The sequence below is a fragment of the Pseudomonas sp. GYB4201 genome, from assembly GCF_056312595.1.
Genome location: NZ_JBWGIG010000013.1, coordinates 1 through 14,365 on the forward strand (window position 1 = coordinate 1; position 14,365 = coordinate 14,365).

General features: G+C 66.5%; 13 protein-coding genes and 2 pseudogenes. 6 read left to right on the plus strand and 9 right to left on the minus strand.

The features are described from left to right. Window positions 1-109: 109 nt before the first annotated feature. Window positions 110-1,528, plus strand: a complete 1,419-nt coding sequence (locus AC0Z2B_RS14210) for a short-chain fatty acid transporter (RefSeq protein ID WP_476297417.1) — start codon at window positions 110-112, stop codon at window positions 1,526-1,528. 7 nt (window positions 1,529-1,535) lie between these two features. Here AC0Z2B_RS14210 and AC0Z2B_RS14215 read toward each other — a convergent pair whose 3' ends face one another. Both AC0Z2B_RS14215 and AC0Z2B_RS14220 read right to left on the minus strand, forming a co-directional pair. Continuing rightward, window positions 1,536-1,865: an antibiotic biosynthesis monooxygenase family protein gene (locus AC0Z2B_RS14215; RefSeq protein WP_476297419.1), complete on the minus strand. Its 330-nt coding sequence runs from the start codon at window positions 1,863-1,865 to the stop codon at window positions 1,536-1,538. 2 nt (window positions 1,866-1,867) lie between these two features. Next, window positions 1,868-2,575: a CTP synthase C-terminal region-related (seleno)protein gene (locus tag AC0Z2B_RS14220; protein WP_416425737.1), complete on the minus strand. Its 708-nt coding sequence runs from the start codon at window positions 2,573-2,575 to the stop codon at window positions 1,868-1,870. 102 nt (window positions 2,576-2,677) lie between these two features. Here AC0Z2B_RS14220 and AC0Z2B_RS14225 point away from each other — a divergent pair, with 102 nt between their 5' ends. Further along, window positions 2,678-3,538 carry a LysR family transcriptional regulator gene (locus tag AC0Z2B_RS14225; protein WP_476297421.1) on the plus strand — a complete coding sequence of 287 codons (861 nt, stop codon included), beginning with the start codon at window positions 2,678-2,680 and terminating at the stop codon, window positions 3,536-3,538. A gap of 41 nt (window positions 3,539-3,579) precedes the next feature. Here AC0Z2B_RS14225 and AC0Z2B_RS14230 read toward each other — a convergent pair whose 3' ends face one another. Both AC0Z2B_RS14230 and AC0Z2B_RS14235 read right to left on the minus strand, forming a co-directional pair. Continuing rightward, window positions 3,580-4,209 (minus strand): glutathione S-transferase N-terminal domain-containing protein, encoded by a 630-nt coding sequence (locus tag AC0Z2B_RS14230; RefSeq protein WP_473003732.1) that lies wholly within the window; start codon window positions 4,207-4,209, stop codon window positions 3,580-3,582. A 60-nt stretch (window positions 4,210-4,269) separates the two neighbouring features. Beyond that, on the minus strand, window positions 4,270-4,581 hold the full coding sequence (locus AC0Z2B_RS14235) for a hypothetical protein (RefSeq protein ID WP_416425734.1): 312 nt from the start codon (window positions 4,579-4,581) through the stop codon (window positions 4,270-4,272). Between the two features lie 262 nt (window positions 4,582-4,843). On the opposite strand from AC0Z2B_RS14235, the gene ilvA reads away from it, so the two are divergent. Continuing rightward, complete coding sequence (gene ilvA, locus AC0Z2B_RS14240) at window positions 4,844-5,854, plus strand: threonine ammonia-lyase, biosynthetic (RefSeq protein ID WP_476297423.1); 1,011 nt, start codon at window positions 4,844-4,846, stop codon at window positions 5,852-5,854. 33 nt (window positions 5,855-5,887) lie between these two features. On the opposite strand, the gene AC0Z2B_RS14245 is transcribed toward ilvA, so the two are convergent. Together AC0Z2B_RS14245 and AC0Z2B_RS14250 are read right to left on the minus strand one after the other, a co-directional pair. Continuing rightward, the gene (locus AC0Z2B_RS14245) at window positions 5,888-7,240 is read right to left on the minus strand and encodes a GntP family permease (RefSeq protein ID WP_476297425.1); all 1,353 of its coding nucleotides are present in this window, start codon (window positions 7,238-7,240) and stop codon (window positions 5,888-5,890) included. Window positions 7,241-7,313: 73 nt separating this feature from the next. Then, a complete protein-coding gene (locus AC0Z2B_RS14250) occupies window positions 7,314-7,850 on the minus strand; it encodes a gluconokinase, GntK/IdnK-type (RefSeq protein WP_473003728.1) in 537 nt (178 codons plus the stop codon). A gap of 207 nt (window positions 7,851-8,057) precedes the next feature. Between AC0Z2B_RS14250 and gntR the strand changes: the two genes are divergently transcribed. From gntR to AC0Z2B_RS14265, 3 genes and pseudogenes are all read left to right on the plus strand, one after another. After that, complete coding sequence (gntR, locus tag AC0Z2B_RS14255) at window positions 8,058-9,074, plus strand: HTH-type transcriptional regulator GntR (RefSeq protein ID WP_416425730.1); 1,017 nt, start codon at window positions 8,058-8,060, stop codon at window positions 9,072-9,074. A gap of 339 nt (window positions 9,075-9,413) precedes the next feature. After that, window positions 9,414-10,196, plus strand: a pseudogene (locus AC0Z2B_RS14260) (PAS domain-containing protein); the annotation flags it as partial. A 174-nt stretch (window positions 10,197-10,370) separates the two neighbouring features. Continuing rightward, window positions 10,371-10,733: pseudogene (locus AC0Z2B_RS14265) on the plus strand (methyl-accepting chemotaxis protein); the annotation flags it as partial. A gap of 117 nt (window positions 10,734-10,850) precedes the next feature. Here AC0Z2B_RS14265 and AC0Z2B_RS14270 read toward each other — a convergent pair. The 3 genes from AC0Z2B_RS14270 to AC0Z2B_RS14280 all read right to left on the minus strand — a co-directional run bounded on the left by AC0Z2B_RS14270 (window position 10,851) and on the right by AC0Z2B_RS14280 (window position 14,333). Continuing rightward, window positions 10,851-12,245, minus strand: a complete 1,395-nt coding sequence (locus tag AC0Z2B_RS14270; protein WP_476297427.1) for an amidase — start codon at window positions 12,243-12,245, stop codon at window positions 10,851-10,853. Between the two features lie 118 nt (window positions 12,246-12,363). Further along, window positions 12,364-13,758 (minus strand): MFS transporter, encoded by a 1,395-nt coding sequence (locus AC0Z2B_RS14275; protein ID WP_476297429.1) that lies wholly within the window; start codon window positions 13,756-13,758, stop codon window positions 12,364-12,366. A gap of 191 nt (window positions 13,759-13,949) precedes the next feature. Further along, window positions 13,950-14,333 carry a hypothetical protein gene (locus AC0Z2B_RS14280; protein ID WP_416425727.1) on the minus strand — a complete coding sequence of 128 codons (384 nt, stop codon included), beginning with the start codon at window positions 14,331-14,333 and terminating at the stop codon, window positions 13,950-13,952. Window positions 14,334-14,365: the final 32 nt, after the last annotated feature.

A 14,365-nucleotide genomic window follows, 5' to 3' on the forward strand; every position in this document is an offset into this window, starting at 1 on the left:
CCTGAGTTCACTGAAGACATTCAGCGAACTCAGGGGCCAGCGCAGCCTGCGGCAGCGGCTACAGTGCTTTGCAGCATCCAAAAATAAAGACAATAAAAGGTAGTACCCCATGTCCGTAGACATTGAAGAGAGCCGCTACGCGCGGTTCGCCCTGCGCTGCTCCAACTGGGCCGAGCGCTGGTTCCCCGATTCCTGGGTGTTCGCTGCCGTGGCGGTGATCGTCGTGGCGCTGGCGGCCATGGCCATGGGCGCCAAGCCCAACGACACCGCCACCGCCTTTGGCGACGGCTTCTGGAGCCTGATCCCCTTCACCATGCAGATGGCCTTCGTGGTCATCGGCGGCTACGTGGTGGCCAGCTCGCCGCCCGCGGTGAAGCTCATCGACCGCCTGGCGCGCCTGCCGAGCAATGGCCGCTCGGCGGTGGCCTGGGTGGCGCTGATTTCCATGGTCGCCTCGCTGCTCAACTGGGGCCTGTCGCTGGTGTTCGGTGGCCTGCTGGTGCGCGCCCTGGCGCGCCGCACCGACCTGAAAATGGACTACCGCGCCGCCGGTGCCGCCGCCTACCTGGGCCTGGGCGCCGTCTGGGCACTGGGCCTGTCGTCGTCAGCTGCGCAATTGCAAGCCAACCCCGCCAGCCTGCCGCCGTCGATTTTGGCCATCACCGGCGTCATTCCCTTCACCCAGACCATCTTCCTCTGGCAGTCCGGGCTGATGCTGGCCGTGCTGGTGCTGGTGTCGTTGGTCATCGCCTACGCCACCGCGCCGGGCCCCAACAGCGCCCGCGACGCCAAGGCCTGCGGCATCGACCCCAGCTTCAACCTGCCGCCCCAGGCCCAGCGCAGCCGCCCCGGCGAGTGGCTGGAGCACAGCCCGGTGCTGACCTTGCTGCTGGTAGCGCTGGCGGCCGGTTGGCTGTACCACGAGTTCTCCACCAAGCCGGCGATCACCGCCATTTCCGGGCTCAATACCTACAACTTCCTGTTCATCATGCTCGGCGCGCTGCTGCACTGGCGCCCGCGCAGCTTCCTCGACGCCGTGGCCCGCGCGGTGCCCACCACCACCGGCGTGCTGATCCAGTTCCCGCTGTACGGCTCCATCGCCGCCATCCTCACCACGGTGAAGGGCGGCGAAGGCCAGACCCTGGCGCAGCACATCTCCACCTTCTTCGTGCAGATCGCCTCCCACGACACCTACGCGCTGCTGATGGGCGTGTACTCGGCAGTGCTGGGCTTCTTCATCCCCTCGGGCGGCGGCAAGTGGATCATCGAGGCGCCGTACGTGATGCAGGTGGCCAACGACCTCAAGTACCACCTGGGCTGGGCCGTGCAGATCTACAACGCCGCCGAGGCGCTGCCCAACCTCATCAACCCCTTCTACATGCTGCCACTGCTGGGCGTGCTGGGCCTGAAGGCGCGCGACCTGATCGGTTTCAGCTTCGTACAGTTGCTGGTGCATGTGCCGCTGGTGCTGTTGCTGTTGTGGGCGTTGGGGACGACGTTGCAATACGTGCCCCCCGTCATGCCCTGACCGGACGCTAGCCTTCGCGATCAAACGCGTACGCCCGCTGCACATGGGCCACCCGCGTGATGAAGTGCTGGTACCACTGCGCCCGCCCGGTAGTGCGGGCGTCGGTGTGTTCGGCGTGCTGCTTCCACGCAAGGATGGCGGCTTCACTCTGCCAATACGACACGGTGATGCCCAGGCCGTCCTCGCCGCGCGCCGATTCCACGCCGAGGAAGCCCGGCTGGTCGCTGGCGAGGTCGACCATGCGCTGGGCTGCTTCGCCGTAGCCGGCGTCGACGTCGGTGCGGGTGGAGGTGAAGATCACCGCGTAGTAGGGCGGGTTCGGGGTGTTGGCGAACATGCTCAGGCGCTCCGGTTGGCGGCGTGCAGCAGGGCAGTCAGCAGCGGAGGCACGCGGCCTTCCAGGGCGGCGCGCTCGGGCTGGAACAGGGTGGCGACGAAGAACGGGTGGCCTTCCAGCTGCACGGCGCGCACATCGCCGGCGGCGTCATGGGCGCAAGGGCGCAGGGGGCCTGCGAACAGCGCGTCGGCGAAGGCCGGGTTGAGGCCGTAGTTGCAGTGGTAGCCTTCTTCGATGTCCAACTGCTCGTATGCCTGGGCGATCAGGCTGCCGGGCGTCAGGTGCAGGCCACCGCGTTTTTCCACCAGCGAGCAGCTGAGCGGGCTGATGATGGCGCGGGCGGCGTCGGGGAAGCTTTCGCCGTGCTCGGCGTCGGCCCAGCCCAGCACGTTGCGGGCGTATTCCAGCAGCGCGTGCTGGAAGCCGGCGCAGGTACCCAGGAAGGGGATGCGCTGTTCGCGGGCGTGGCGGATGGCGGTGAGTGCGCCTTCCAGCGAGCGGTAGGGGCTGCCGGGCATGCACCAGATGGCGTCGAAGGGCTGGTCGAGGCTGGCGGCGGTGACCTGGTCGGTGGCCAGGCAGCGCGCCTCAACGCTGATGCCCAGGGCGCGGCCTGCCAGTGGCAGGGCGGCCTGGATGGCGCGGTGGGCGGTGATCGAGGCGTCGAAGTCGCCGACCAGGGCGATGTGCAGCGGGCGCGAGCGGGGCATGAGGCTGTTCCTTCAGTGGGTCCTTGCCGGTGCAAGTAGGGCCACTATAAGCTGGCACCCGCGCAATCAATATTGGCATTTCGGCAAAGTATCCGTGCATTCATGCAATATCGCCTCAGTCATCACGACCTTGACCTGATCCTTGCCCTGGTGCGTGGCCGTTCGCTGGCGCGGGCCTCACGCCTGCTGGGCGTGGACGTGTCGACGGTGTTCCGCTCGACCCGCCGGCTGGAGTCGGCGCTGGGCCAGTCGCTGTTCGAGAAAAGCCGCGGCGGCTACCTGCCCACGGCGCTGGCGGTGAGCCTGGCGGCCCAGGCCGAGCAGGCGGAACAGGCGCTGCAGGTGGCCCAGGTCAGCGTGGAGCAGGGCGGCGAGGTGGTCAGCGGCACGGTGCGCCTGACTTGCACCGACGCGGTGCTGCAGCACCTGCTGTTGCCGGCCCTGGCGGCCTTCATGCCGCGCTACCCGGCGCTGGCACTGGAGCTGACCACCAGCAATGACTTCGCCAACTTGAGCCGCCGCGACGCCGACATCGCCCTGCGCCTGACCCAGGCGCCGCCCGAACACCTGGTGGGCAGTCGCCTGGGCACGGTGCAGTACCAGGTGTGTGCCAGCGCCGGCTACCTGGCCGGGCTGGCCACCCGTGACCTGGCGTTGATGAACTGGGTGGCCGCCGATGACTTCATTCCCGACCACCCCGGGGTGGCCTGGCGCCGCGAACACCTGCCCGGGGTGACGCCGCTGTACCGGGCCAGCTCCATGCTGGCGGTGGCGCAGATGGTGCGGGCGGGGATGGGGGTGGCGGTGTTGCCGCAGTTCCTGATCGGTGACCTGACGGTGCTGGGTGCACCGTTGGCGGGGCATGACAGCGCGCTGTGGATGCTGACGCGGCCTGATTGCCGGGCGTTGCGGTCGGTGGTGACGTTGTTTGGCGAATTGCGTTCGGCGATAGTTTTGGGGTGACCCCGGACGCGGCCTGCGGCCGCTGCTACGGGGGGGCGTGATTACGGCATGCCGTTGGCGCCGTACAGGCGGAAGCCTTCGCGTTCCTGCAGGCGCAGGTAGTAGGCTTCTACTGCTGGCAAGGCGGCGTGCTCGATGGGCGTCATTTTCCAGCGGTTCACCGACAGGCCCAGCACTACGTCCGCCAGGCTGAAATGCTCGCCCGTGACAAACGCGCCGGTGCGCGCCAACTGTGCGTCGAGAATGGCCATCACCCGGTTCCACTCGGCCGTGCCGTCAGCCAATTTCTGTGGGTCCTGGTAGGCCGGGTCCTGGCGAACCAGGGCGGTAAATGGGTAGCGCCAGGCCGGGTTCAGCTCCGTCGCCTGCCAGTCCATCCACTGTTCCACCCGCGCCCGCGCGCGGCGCTCCACGGGCAGCAGCGGTGCGCCCTGCTTGCCGGCCAGGTAGCGGCAGATGCTGTTGGATTCCCACAGCACGAAGTCGTCTTCCACCAGCACCGGCACTTGGGCGTTGGGGTTCAGCCGCAGGTAGTCGGGGGTGTGGGTGGAGGCAAAGCCGTTGCCGTAGTCTTCGCGAATGAAGCCGATGCCCAGCTCGTGGCAGGTCCACAGGACCTTGCGTACGTTGATCGAAGTGTCGCGTCCCAGAATGCGAACGGGCATGTCCATGCGAAAGTCCTGTGCGGGCCGAAGGGGAATGCGAAATCTAACCCGCCGGCCCGCCGCAAGTCACGGCTTGCTGGTAGTGCCCGAAGGGCTGTCGGGCTTGGTGTTGCTGTTGCCCATGGAACTGCCCTCGGGGTTGCCGCCGATAGGCTTGATCGGCTGGCTGCCGGCGGGCATGTCGGGGCCGGCCGAGCCGTCGGTGTTGCCGTTCTGCATGCGCGTGCCGGTGCCGCTGGGCACGCCGATTTCCGCTGGCGTGGTGCCGATGGCGCCGTTGGGGTTGGCAGGGTTCACGGGGCCGGTGCTGTCATCGGCGAAGGCGCCGGCGCTGAGCAGGGTGGTCAGGGCCAGGGCGGCCCAGCGTGCAGTAGTCATGAACAGTCTCCTTTTCATGAGCGGTACAGGCTTTGGGCCATTGCCGGATGAACAAGGTGCCCCACTGCCGACGGGCGGTTGACGGCGCCGGGCCAGGCGGCGTATGTTCTGGGCATGAACACCTTCCTGTCGCTGCCAGCCATGAGCATTATTATTACCGCCATTCCTCATCTGGCGGGCTAGCAGCTGCACCCAACCCGCCCTCGTGGCGGGTTTCAAGTGAACGTCACCAGGGCTCCGAGTACTGCACCGGAGACGCCCCATGAGTGACACCGACACCGATACCGCCCAGCTCGCCTACTACGCCCGCAAGACCCTGGAAGCCAAGGTCTACGACCTGGCCATCGTCACCCGCTTGCAGGTGGCGCCGGCGCTGTCCCTGCGCCTGGGCAACCAGGTCCTGCTCAAGCGTGAAGACCTGCAGCCCACCTATTCCTTCAAGATCCGCGGCGCCAGCAACAAACTCGCGCAGCTGAGCACGGCCGAGCGTGCGGCAGGCGTAGTCACCGCCTCGGCCGGCAACCATGCCCAGGGCGTGGCGTTGGCGGCCCGGGAGCTGGGCATCGCCGCGACCATCGTGATGCCGCAGACCACGCCGCAGCTGAAGATCGATGGCGTGCTGTCGCGCGGTGGCCACGCGGTGCTGCACGGCGCTGCGTTCCCCCAGGCCCTGGCCCATGCGCTGGAACTGGCCAAGGGCGGCATGACCTTCGTCGCGCCATTCGACGACCCCGACGTGATCGCCGGCCAGGGCACCGTGGCCATGGAGATCCTGCGCCAGCACCCCGAGGGCCTGGACGCCATTTTCGTGCCGGTGGGCGGTGGCGGGCTGCTGGCCGGCATCGCCGCCTACGTCAAATACCTGCGGCCGCAGATCCGCGTCATCGGCGTCGAGTCAGAGGGTTCGAACTGCCTGCAGGCAGCGCTGGCGGCGGGGGAGCGGGTGGTGCTGGGGCAGGTCGATACCTTTGCCGACGGCGTGGCGGTGGCGCAGGTGGGGGCCCATTGCTACGACATCTGCCGGCGCTGGGTGGACGAGGTGATCACGGTGAGCAATGACGAGCTGGGCGCGGCGATCAAGGATATCTATGACGACACGCGGTCCATCACCGAGCCATCGGGGGCGTTGGCGGTGGCGGGCATCAAGCGTTACGTGGCCACGCGCGGGGTGCGCGGGCAGGTGCTGGTGGCGATCGATTCGGGGGCGAACGTGAATTTCGATCGGCTGGGGGACTTTGCCCAGCGGGCGCAGCGTTGCGCTGAAGCCCTGTAGCCGCTGCCCCAGGCAGCGGCTACAGGGTCGGGTTTACACCACCAGCGACAGCAACATGATAAAGATCAGGGCAACCACCGAGAGGATGGTTTCCATCATGCTCCAGGTCTTGAAGGTTTCAGCCACGGTCATGTTGAAGTACTGCTTCACCAGCCAGAAACCGGCGTCGTTGACGTGCGACAGGATCACCGAACCGGCACCGGCGGCCAGTACCAGCAGCTCGCGCGGCACGCCCGGGATCATGTCCACCACCGGGGCGACGATGCCGGCGCCGGTGATGGTGGCCACGGTGGCGGAACCGGTGGCGATACGAATCACCGCCGCCACCAGCCAGGCCAGCAGGATCGGCGAGACGTGGGCCTGCACGGCCATTTCACCAATCACGTTGCCCACGCCGGTGTCTACCAGCATCTGCTTGAAGCCACCACCGGCGCCCACGATCAAAATGATCGCGGCGGTCGGTGCCAGGCTCTGGTCCAGCAGCTTCATGATCTTGGCGCGGTCGAAGCCACGGGCAAAACCGAAGGTGTAGAAGGCCAGCAGCAGGGCGGCCAGCAGGGCGGTGATCGGGTGGCCGATCAGGTCCATCCACTGGCGGAAGATGTGGTCAGCCGGCACGAATACGTCGGCGAAGGTCTTCAGCAGCATCAGGAACACCGGCAGCAGCACGGTGATCAGGGTCACGCTGAAGCTGGGCAGGTTCTCGTGCTGGGATTCCTTGGCGATCTGGTCCATCAGCTCGGTCGACGGGTTGCCCGGCACGTACTTGGAGATGAAGCTGCCGAACAGCGGGCCGGCGATGATGGCGGTCGGCAGGCCGACGATCAGGCCGTAGAAGATGGTCTTGCCGATGTCAGCCTTGAACACCCCGATGGCCAGCAGCGGGCCCGGGTGCGGCGGCACCAGGCCGTGGACCACGGACAGGCCGGCCAGCAGCGGAATGCCGATTTTCACCAGCGACACGCCGGAACGGCGGGCGACGATGAACACCAGCGGAATCAGCAGCACGAAGCCGATCTCGAAGAACAGCGGGATGCCCACCAGGAACGCCGAGCACATCATGGCCCAGTGCACGTTGCGCTTGCCGAAGGCACGGATCAACGTTTGCGCGATCTGGTCGGCGCCGCCCGAGTCGGCCATCAGCTTGCCGAGCATGGTGCCCAACGCCAGCACGATGCCGACAAAGCCGAGCACGCCGCCGAAGCCGTCCTGGAAGGATTTCATCACCTTGGCCACCGGCATGCCGGAGGTCAGGCCAAGGAAACCGGCGGCGATGGTCAGCGCCACGAACGGGTGAACCTTGAACTTGGTGATCAGCAGCACCAGGCCGATGATCGTGATCAGGGCGTCGAGCAGCAAGTAGGTGTTAGTCGGTAGACCCAGCATCGGGGTATGCCTCTTCTTGTTGTGGTCGGTGCAATTCTAGTTGGGATAGCGCTGTCTTGTGCGGGCTCATGAATCAGGCCGATTGCGACAGCGATGCGTCTTGGTTGTGCAGCCAGGCGTCGACCTTGTCTGCCAGGGTGGCGATGGGCAGCGTCGCGTCCAGGGGCAGGGTCAGCACTTCGCCCTTGGGCGATTCCAGGGTGGCGAACTGGCTGTCGATCAGGCTGGCAGGCATGAAATGGCCCGGGCGGTGGGAAACGCGGTCAGCTGCTTCCTCGCGGGTCAGTTCCAGGAACACGAAGCCCAGGTTGGGCACGGCAGCGCGCAACTTGTCACGGTAGGCCAGCTTGAGCGCCGAACAGGTCAGGATGGCGCGTTCGCCACTGGCCACGCACGCACTCATTTCCTCGCCGAGGCGGGTCAGCCAGCCGGCGCGGTCGTCGTCGTTGAGGGGGATACCAGCGGACATTTTTTCGATATTGGCGGCAGGGTGGAACACGTCACCTTCAATCAGGCGACCTCCGCTACGGTGACAGATAGCATCGCCGACGCTGCTCTTGCCGCAGCCCGCAACACCCATCACCACGATTGCGGAAAGAGGGAAAACCATCGGTATCTCCTGCAGGAACAGCGCGTGCAGGGGATCCTTGTAAGGCTACCCCGGCGGCTACTGCACCCTGATCTTATTGATATGTTTTGAGCAGCCCTTGCTCGGGGAGTTGCACACGATGAAATAATTTCATCATTGCCCTGTGCTAAAGACAGCGCTACCTTAGCCGCCACCCCTATTAATGGCAAGTCGAAAACAATAAGACCCATGACCCGCACCGGCTCTCGTACTACCGGTCGCCCGACGCTTTCCGAAGTCGCACGGCTGTCCGGCGTTTCCCCGATCACCGCTTCCCGCGCGTTGCGGGGGGTGCCCACCGTCGCCCCGGAACTGGCCATCAAGGTCCACGAAGCCGCCCTGCAACTGGGCTACGTGGCCAACCCTGCCGCCCGCGCGCTGGCGTCGGCGCAGAGCCAGTCCATCGTGGTGCTGATTCCGTCGCTGTCCAACCAGCTGTTCATCGACACCCTGGAAGCCATCCACGACGTGATGCGCCCCCGGGGCCTGGAAGTGCTGATCGGCAACTCCCACTACGACATCCATGAAGAAGAAAACCTGATCCGCAACTACCTGGCCTACCAGCCACGGGGCCTGTTGCTGACCGGTTTCGAGCGCACCGAGGCCGCGCGGCGCATGCTCGCCACCAGCGGCGTGCCCTGCGTGCACATGATGGAGCTGGACGCCACGCCCGGCATCACCTCGGTGGGCTTTTCCCAGGAGCAGGCGGGCGCCGTGGCGGCGCGCCACCTGCTCAGCCGTGGGCGCAAGCGCCTGGCCTACGTGGCCGCGCAGCTCGACCCGCGGGTGCTGCAGCGCGGCGACGGCTTCCGCCAGACCCTGCAGGCCGCCGGCTGTTTCGACCCTGCGCTGCAACTGATGGCGCCGGCGCCGTCGTCCATCGGCCTGGGCGGCGAGCTGTTCAATGACCTGCTGCGCCGCCACCCGGACGTCGACGGCATCTTCTTCTGCAACGACGACCTGGCCCAGGGCGCCATCCTCGAAGCCTCGCGCCAGGGCCTGAAGATTCCCGAACAGGTGGCCATGGTCGGCTTCAACGACCTGCCAGCCTCGGCGCACCTGGTGCCGCGCCTTACCTCCATCCGCACCCCGCGCGCCGCCATCGGCCGCCAGGCGGCGCACCTGCTGCTGGGGCTGCTGGATGGCAAGCCGATGACCTTGCCTACCCAGGATCTGGGGTTTGAACTGGTGGTGCGCGAAAGCTGACCGCTCGCCGAACTCCACGCGATCGCGTAGCCGCTGCCGCAGGCTGCGCTGGCCCTGTGCCTCACCGAAGATGTTCAGGGGCCACCACGGCCGGCGCAGCCTGTCGGCAGCGGCTACGGTGCGGTGTGCACCGGGTAATGGCGCTTTGCTTGCAACCCCACACTTGCTGGCTATGCTCAGCAGGTGAACGGAGTTGCCTTGTCAGGGAAGAAAGCACAGGGAATGTCGCGCCAGCCTTGCTTCACGCCCCCATTCCATTCGTCGTGCCCCGAAGTGCGTTGCTTCTGCTTTTAACCATTGGGTTTTCAAAAGTAACCGGACGCTTGAGGTCTTCGAACCATGTTTGACTCCCACCGCAAGGCCGATGTGGCGGAAATCGCGCGCCTGACCGCCGAACTGGAGCATGCCAACGCGCGCCTGGCCGCCATCAGCCGGTCCATGGCCATGATCGAGTTCACCCCCGAGGGCCTGATCCTCGATGCCAACAGCAACTTCTGCAAGACCATGGGCTACAGCGTCGAAGAGATTCGCGGCAAGCACCACCGGCTGTTCTGCGCCGACGGCTTCCACAAGAGCGAGGAATACCAGCGCATGTGGCAGACCCTGCAGCGCGGCGAGCCCCTGAGCGGCACCTTCGAACGGCTGGACAAAAGCGGCCGCGAGGTGTGGCTGGAGGCCAGCTACATGCCGGTTCTGGGCCCCAACCGCGAGGTGCGCAGCGTGATCAAGGTGGCGGCCGACATTTCCGACCGCGCGCACCTGGAGCATGAAAGCGAAAGCAAGCTCAAGGCGATTGGCCGTTCCATGGCGGTGATCGAATTCAGCCCCGACGGCCGCGTGCTCACCGCCAACGACAATTTCCTCCAGGCCTTGCACTACTCGCTGAGCGAGGTGATCGGCCAGCACCACAGCATGTTCTGCACCCGCACCGAAGCCGAATCGCCGAACTACAAGGCGTTCTGGGCCTCGCTCAACCGCGGCGAGTACCATTCGCACCGCTTCGAACGGGTCGACAAGCACGGCCGCGTGGTCTTCCTCGAAGCCTCGTACAACCCGATCTTCGACCCCCACGGCCGCCTGTATAAAGTGGTGAAGTTCGCCAGCGACATCACCGCGCAGATCAACACCCAGCAATCCGCCGCCGAAGCCGCCCACGCCACGTCGGTGCAGAACGACGCCTGCGCGCAGAAGGGCTCGAGCGTGGTACGCCAGACGGTGGACGTGATCAAGGAAATCTCCAACGACCTCAACGAGGCGGCGCGCAGCATCGATGCAGTGAACCGCCAGTCGGAGAACATCGGCAAGATCGTGCAGACCATCCGTGGTATTGCCGACCAGACCAACCTGCTGGCGCTCAACGCCGCCATCGAGGCGGCGCGCGCCGGTGAGCATGGCCGCGGCTTTGCGGTGGTGGCCGATGAAGTGCGCAGCCTGGCGGCGCGCACCAGCCAGGCCACGGTGGAGATCGTCGACGTGGTGCGGCAGAACCATGACCTGTCCCTGAGCGCGGTGGCCAGCATGCAGTCGAGCCTGAGCCGCACCGGCCTGGGCGTGGAGCTGGCCAACGAGGCGGGCGAGGTGATCCTGGAAATCCAGGAAGGCTCGCGCCACGTGGTGGACGCGATCAGCCAGATCAACTCCACCCTGCAGCTCCACTGACACCACACATTCCGTAGCCGCTGCCGCAGGCTGCGCTGGCCCTCAATGACGCTGGCGATCTCCAGTGTACTCAGGGGCCAGCGCAGCCTGGCGGCAGCGGCTACGGATGCAGGGTGTTCAGGCGTGGGGAGCCGTCGGCCAGGCCGGCATCTCGCCGCGCACGCCTTCGTACCACTTGCCCATCTGCAGCAGCCATTCATCGGCGAAGCGTGGCCCTACCAGCTGCAGGCCCACGGGCATGCCGTGCTCGGTAAAGCCGCAGTTGATCGACAGCGCCGGTTGCTCGCCCATGTTCCACGGCAGGGTAAACACGATGTGCTCGAACGGCTGCTGCGGGTCGTTGCCCGGTGAAGGCCAGTCTGCGGGGAAGGCCTCGACCTGGTTGGTGGGGCACAGCAGCAGGTCCACCTCGTCGAACACCGCAGCGGCGCGGCGGCGCATCTCGAAGGTCTGGTTGAAGCCCTGCACCGCCTGCACGGCGGTGAAGTCGGCGGCGGGGGCGGCCCATTCGCGTATATAAGGCAGTACCTTTTCGAACTGCGCGCTGCCCATCGCGCTCAGCTCGGCCCATTGCCGTGCGCGCCAGAAGCGGTCCATGCCCTCCAGCAACGTGCGGTCCATCAGCGGTGCGATGGTTTGCAGGCGTGCGCCGTGGGCCTGGAAGTGCTTGGCGGCGGCCTCCACCAGCGCGCAGGTGCGCGCCGACGGCGTGAAGCCCACGCCAGGGTCAAGCAGCACCCCCACGCGCAGGCCGCGCATCGACGGCGGCGCCAGTTTCCAGTCCAGCGCCTGGGGCGCCAGGCTGGTGGCGTCGCGGCTGTCGGGCAGCGACAGGTAGCGCATCAGCAGGGCGCAGTCGTCCAGGCTGCGGGTCATGGGCCCGGCGCAGCGGCCGGTGTAGTAAGGGTCGATGGGGATGCGCCCCAGGGTCGGCTTGAACCCCACCAGCCCGCACCAGCCGGCCGGCAGGCGGATCGAGCCGCCGATGTCGGTGCCTACGTGCAACGGGCCATAGCCAGCGGCGGCCGCAGCGGCGGCGCCGGAGCTGGAACCGCCGGTATTGTTGGCCAGGTTCCAGGGGTTGCGGGTGACGCCATGGAAGCTCGACAGCCCGGACGACAGCATGCCGAAATCCGGCACCGTGGTCTTGCCCAGCACAATCGCCCCGGCCTCGCGCAGCCGCGCTGCGGGGGGCGCATCCTGGGCGGCGGGTTGCAGCACGGTGGCGGCGCTGCCCAGGGGGATGGGCTGGCCTTGGGTGGCGATCAATTCCTTGAGCGTCACCGGCACACCGTCCAGCGGCCCGCGCGGCAGCCCTCGGGCCCAGCGCTCGGTGGCGCCGCGGGCCTGTTCCATCACACCCTGCGGGTCGAAATTCCACAGCGCATTGATGTGTGGTTCCCAGCGACCGATGTGATCCACCAGATGCTGGTAATACTCAAGCGGCGACAGCGTCTTGCTGGCGAACATGGTCAGCAGCTGCGCTGCCGGCAGATCATGCAGATCGGTCATCACCCTCACTCCCTGAACGTGGTTGTGCGGCAAGCGTAGCAGCTGCCGCCAGGCGGCGTCCGGGAGCACCGCGGTGGCTGGGGACGCCGCCTGCGGCAGCTGCTACGGGGCGGTGGCGTTAGTGAGCGATGTTCTCCAGCGCCAGGTTACGGGTCCTGGGCCCGAAGCCGCCGATAGTCAGCGTCACGATCAGCATGCTGCTGACAATGAACGCCAGCACCCCCGGCGTGCCGAAATGCTCCAGGAAGAAGCCGATCATCAGGCTGCTGAACACCGTGGACAGGCGGCTGAACGAGTAGCAGAAGCCCACGGCACGTGCGCGAATGTGGGTGGGGAACATCTCGCTCTGGTACGAGTGGTAGCTGAAGGTCAGCCAGGCGTTGCAGAAGGTGATCATCACCCCGCAGACGATCAGCCCCACGGCGCTGGTCTGGAACGCGAACAAGGTGCCGAACAGCATGGTGCCCAGCGCCGAACCGACGATCTGCCATTTATTCTCGAAACGGTTGGCGATGCGCACGAACAGCAGCGGCCCCAGCGGATAGGCCAGGGTAATGACGAAGGCGTAGCCCAGGCTGTGGGTGACGCTGACGCCCTGGCCCGACAGCAGCGCCGGCAGCCAGTTGCCGAAGCCGAAGAAACCGATGGCCTGGAAGATGTTGAAGACGATCAGCATCAGCGCCCGGCGGCGGTAGGGTGGCTGCCAGATGTCGCGGAAATGGCCCTGAGCTTCCACCGGCACCGCTTCCAGCTGCGGCGTGGGCAACGGCTGGCCGTGGTCGCGCTGGCAGCGCGCCTCGATGGGCGCCAGGATCGCCTCGGCCTCGTCGAAGCGCCCGTGCTGGGCCAGCCAGCGTGGCGACTCGGGCAGCCGCGAGCGCAGCCACCAGATGATCAGCGCAAACAGCGCGCTGGCCAGCACCACCCAGCGCCAGCCCGAAACCCCCAGCGGCGCCTGGGGCACCAGCCACCAGGACATCAGCGCCACGGCCGGCACCGACAGGAACTGCACGAAAAAGGCGAAGGCAAACGCCGAGCTGCGCATGCGCTTGGGCACCAGTTCGGACAGGTAGGCGTCGATGGTCACCAGCTCGATGCCCAGGCCGATACCGACGAAGAAGCGGCAGACGATCAAGCCCAGCGCGCTGCTCTGCATGCCCATGACCACGGTGGCGAGGGTGTACCAGACCAGCGCGAAGGTGAAGATGGCCCGGCGGCCGAAGCGGTCGGCGATGGGGCTGAGCAGGCTGGCGCCGAAAAACAGGCCGAGGAAGGTCGCCGAGGCGAACGCCGCCTGGTCAGACAGGCCGAACACGCCCTGGTTGCCGGCGGCGAAGATGCCGTCGCGGATCAGGCCGGGGCTGATGTAGGCGGTCTGGAACAGGTCATACAGCTCGAAGAAGCCGCCAATCGATAGCAGCGCCACCAGCTTCCACAACGTCGCCACGGCGGGCAGGCGGTCGATGCGTGCCGAAATCAGCGCGGCGCGGTCGGGGAAGGCGTGGGTGGACATGGGCGTGAATCCAGACGGGTGGAGCGAGGATGATACTGATTGTTGCGCGGCAGTGGATTGCTAATTACTTCGCAAAAAGCCGAATTTATTGCGAGCCCGTAGCAGCTGCCGCAGGCTGCGTCCCCAACCCGCGCATAATTTCAAGATTTTGTGCGTGGGCGGGGGACGCCGCCTTCGGCAGCTGCTACGGGTTAATCGTCGTTGTCGGCCATTTGGTTGAGGTATTTGCCGCGGTCCGGCGTGAAGGTCACCATCATGCCCGTACGGCTGCAGGTCAGGGTGGTCTCGCGATCGGCCTGCACCTGCAGGTCCTCGCCACGCAGGCCCTGCCACTGGGCCAGGTATTTCAGCGCGCCGTATTTCTCCTTCTTCTTCAGCGCGCGGGCCACGCCGCCTTTCCAGCCCAGCACCGGCAGTTCGCCGGCGCGGCATTGCTCGGCCAGCTCGGGCATCTTCTGCGCCCGCTCACGGCCGATTTCCCAGCAGCGGATCAGTCCTTGATCGGGGCCCTGCCAGGTTTCTTCCCACGTCAACTTGGGGCGCACGGGGACGGTGATTTCACGGGAGACCAGCATTGTCGGGGCTTATCCTTGAGCACGTGGGTGTG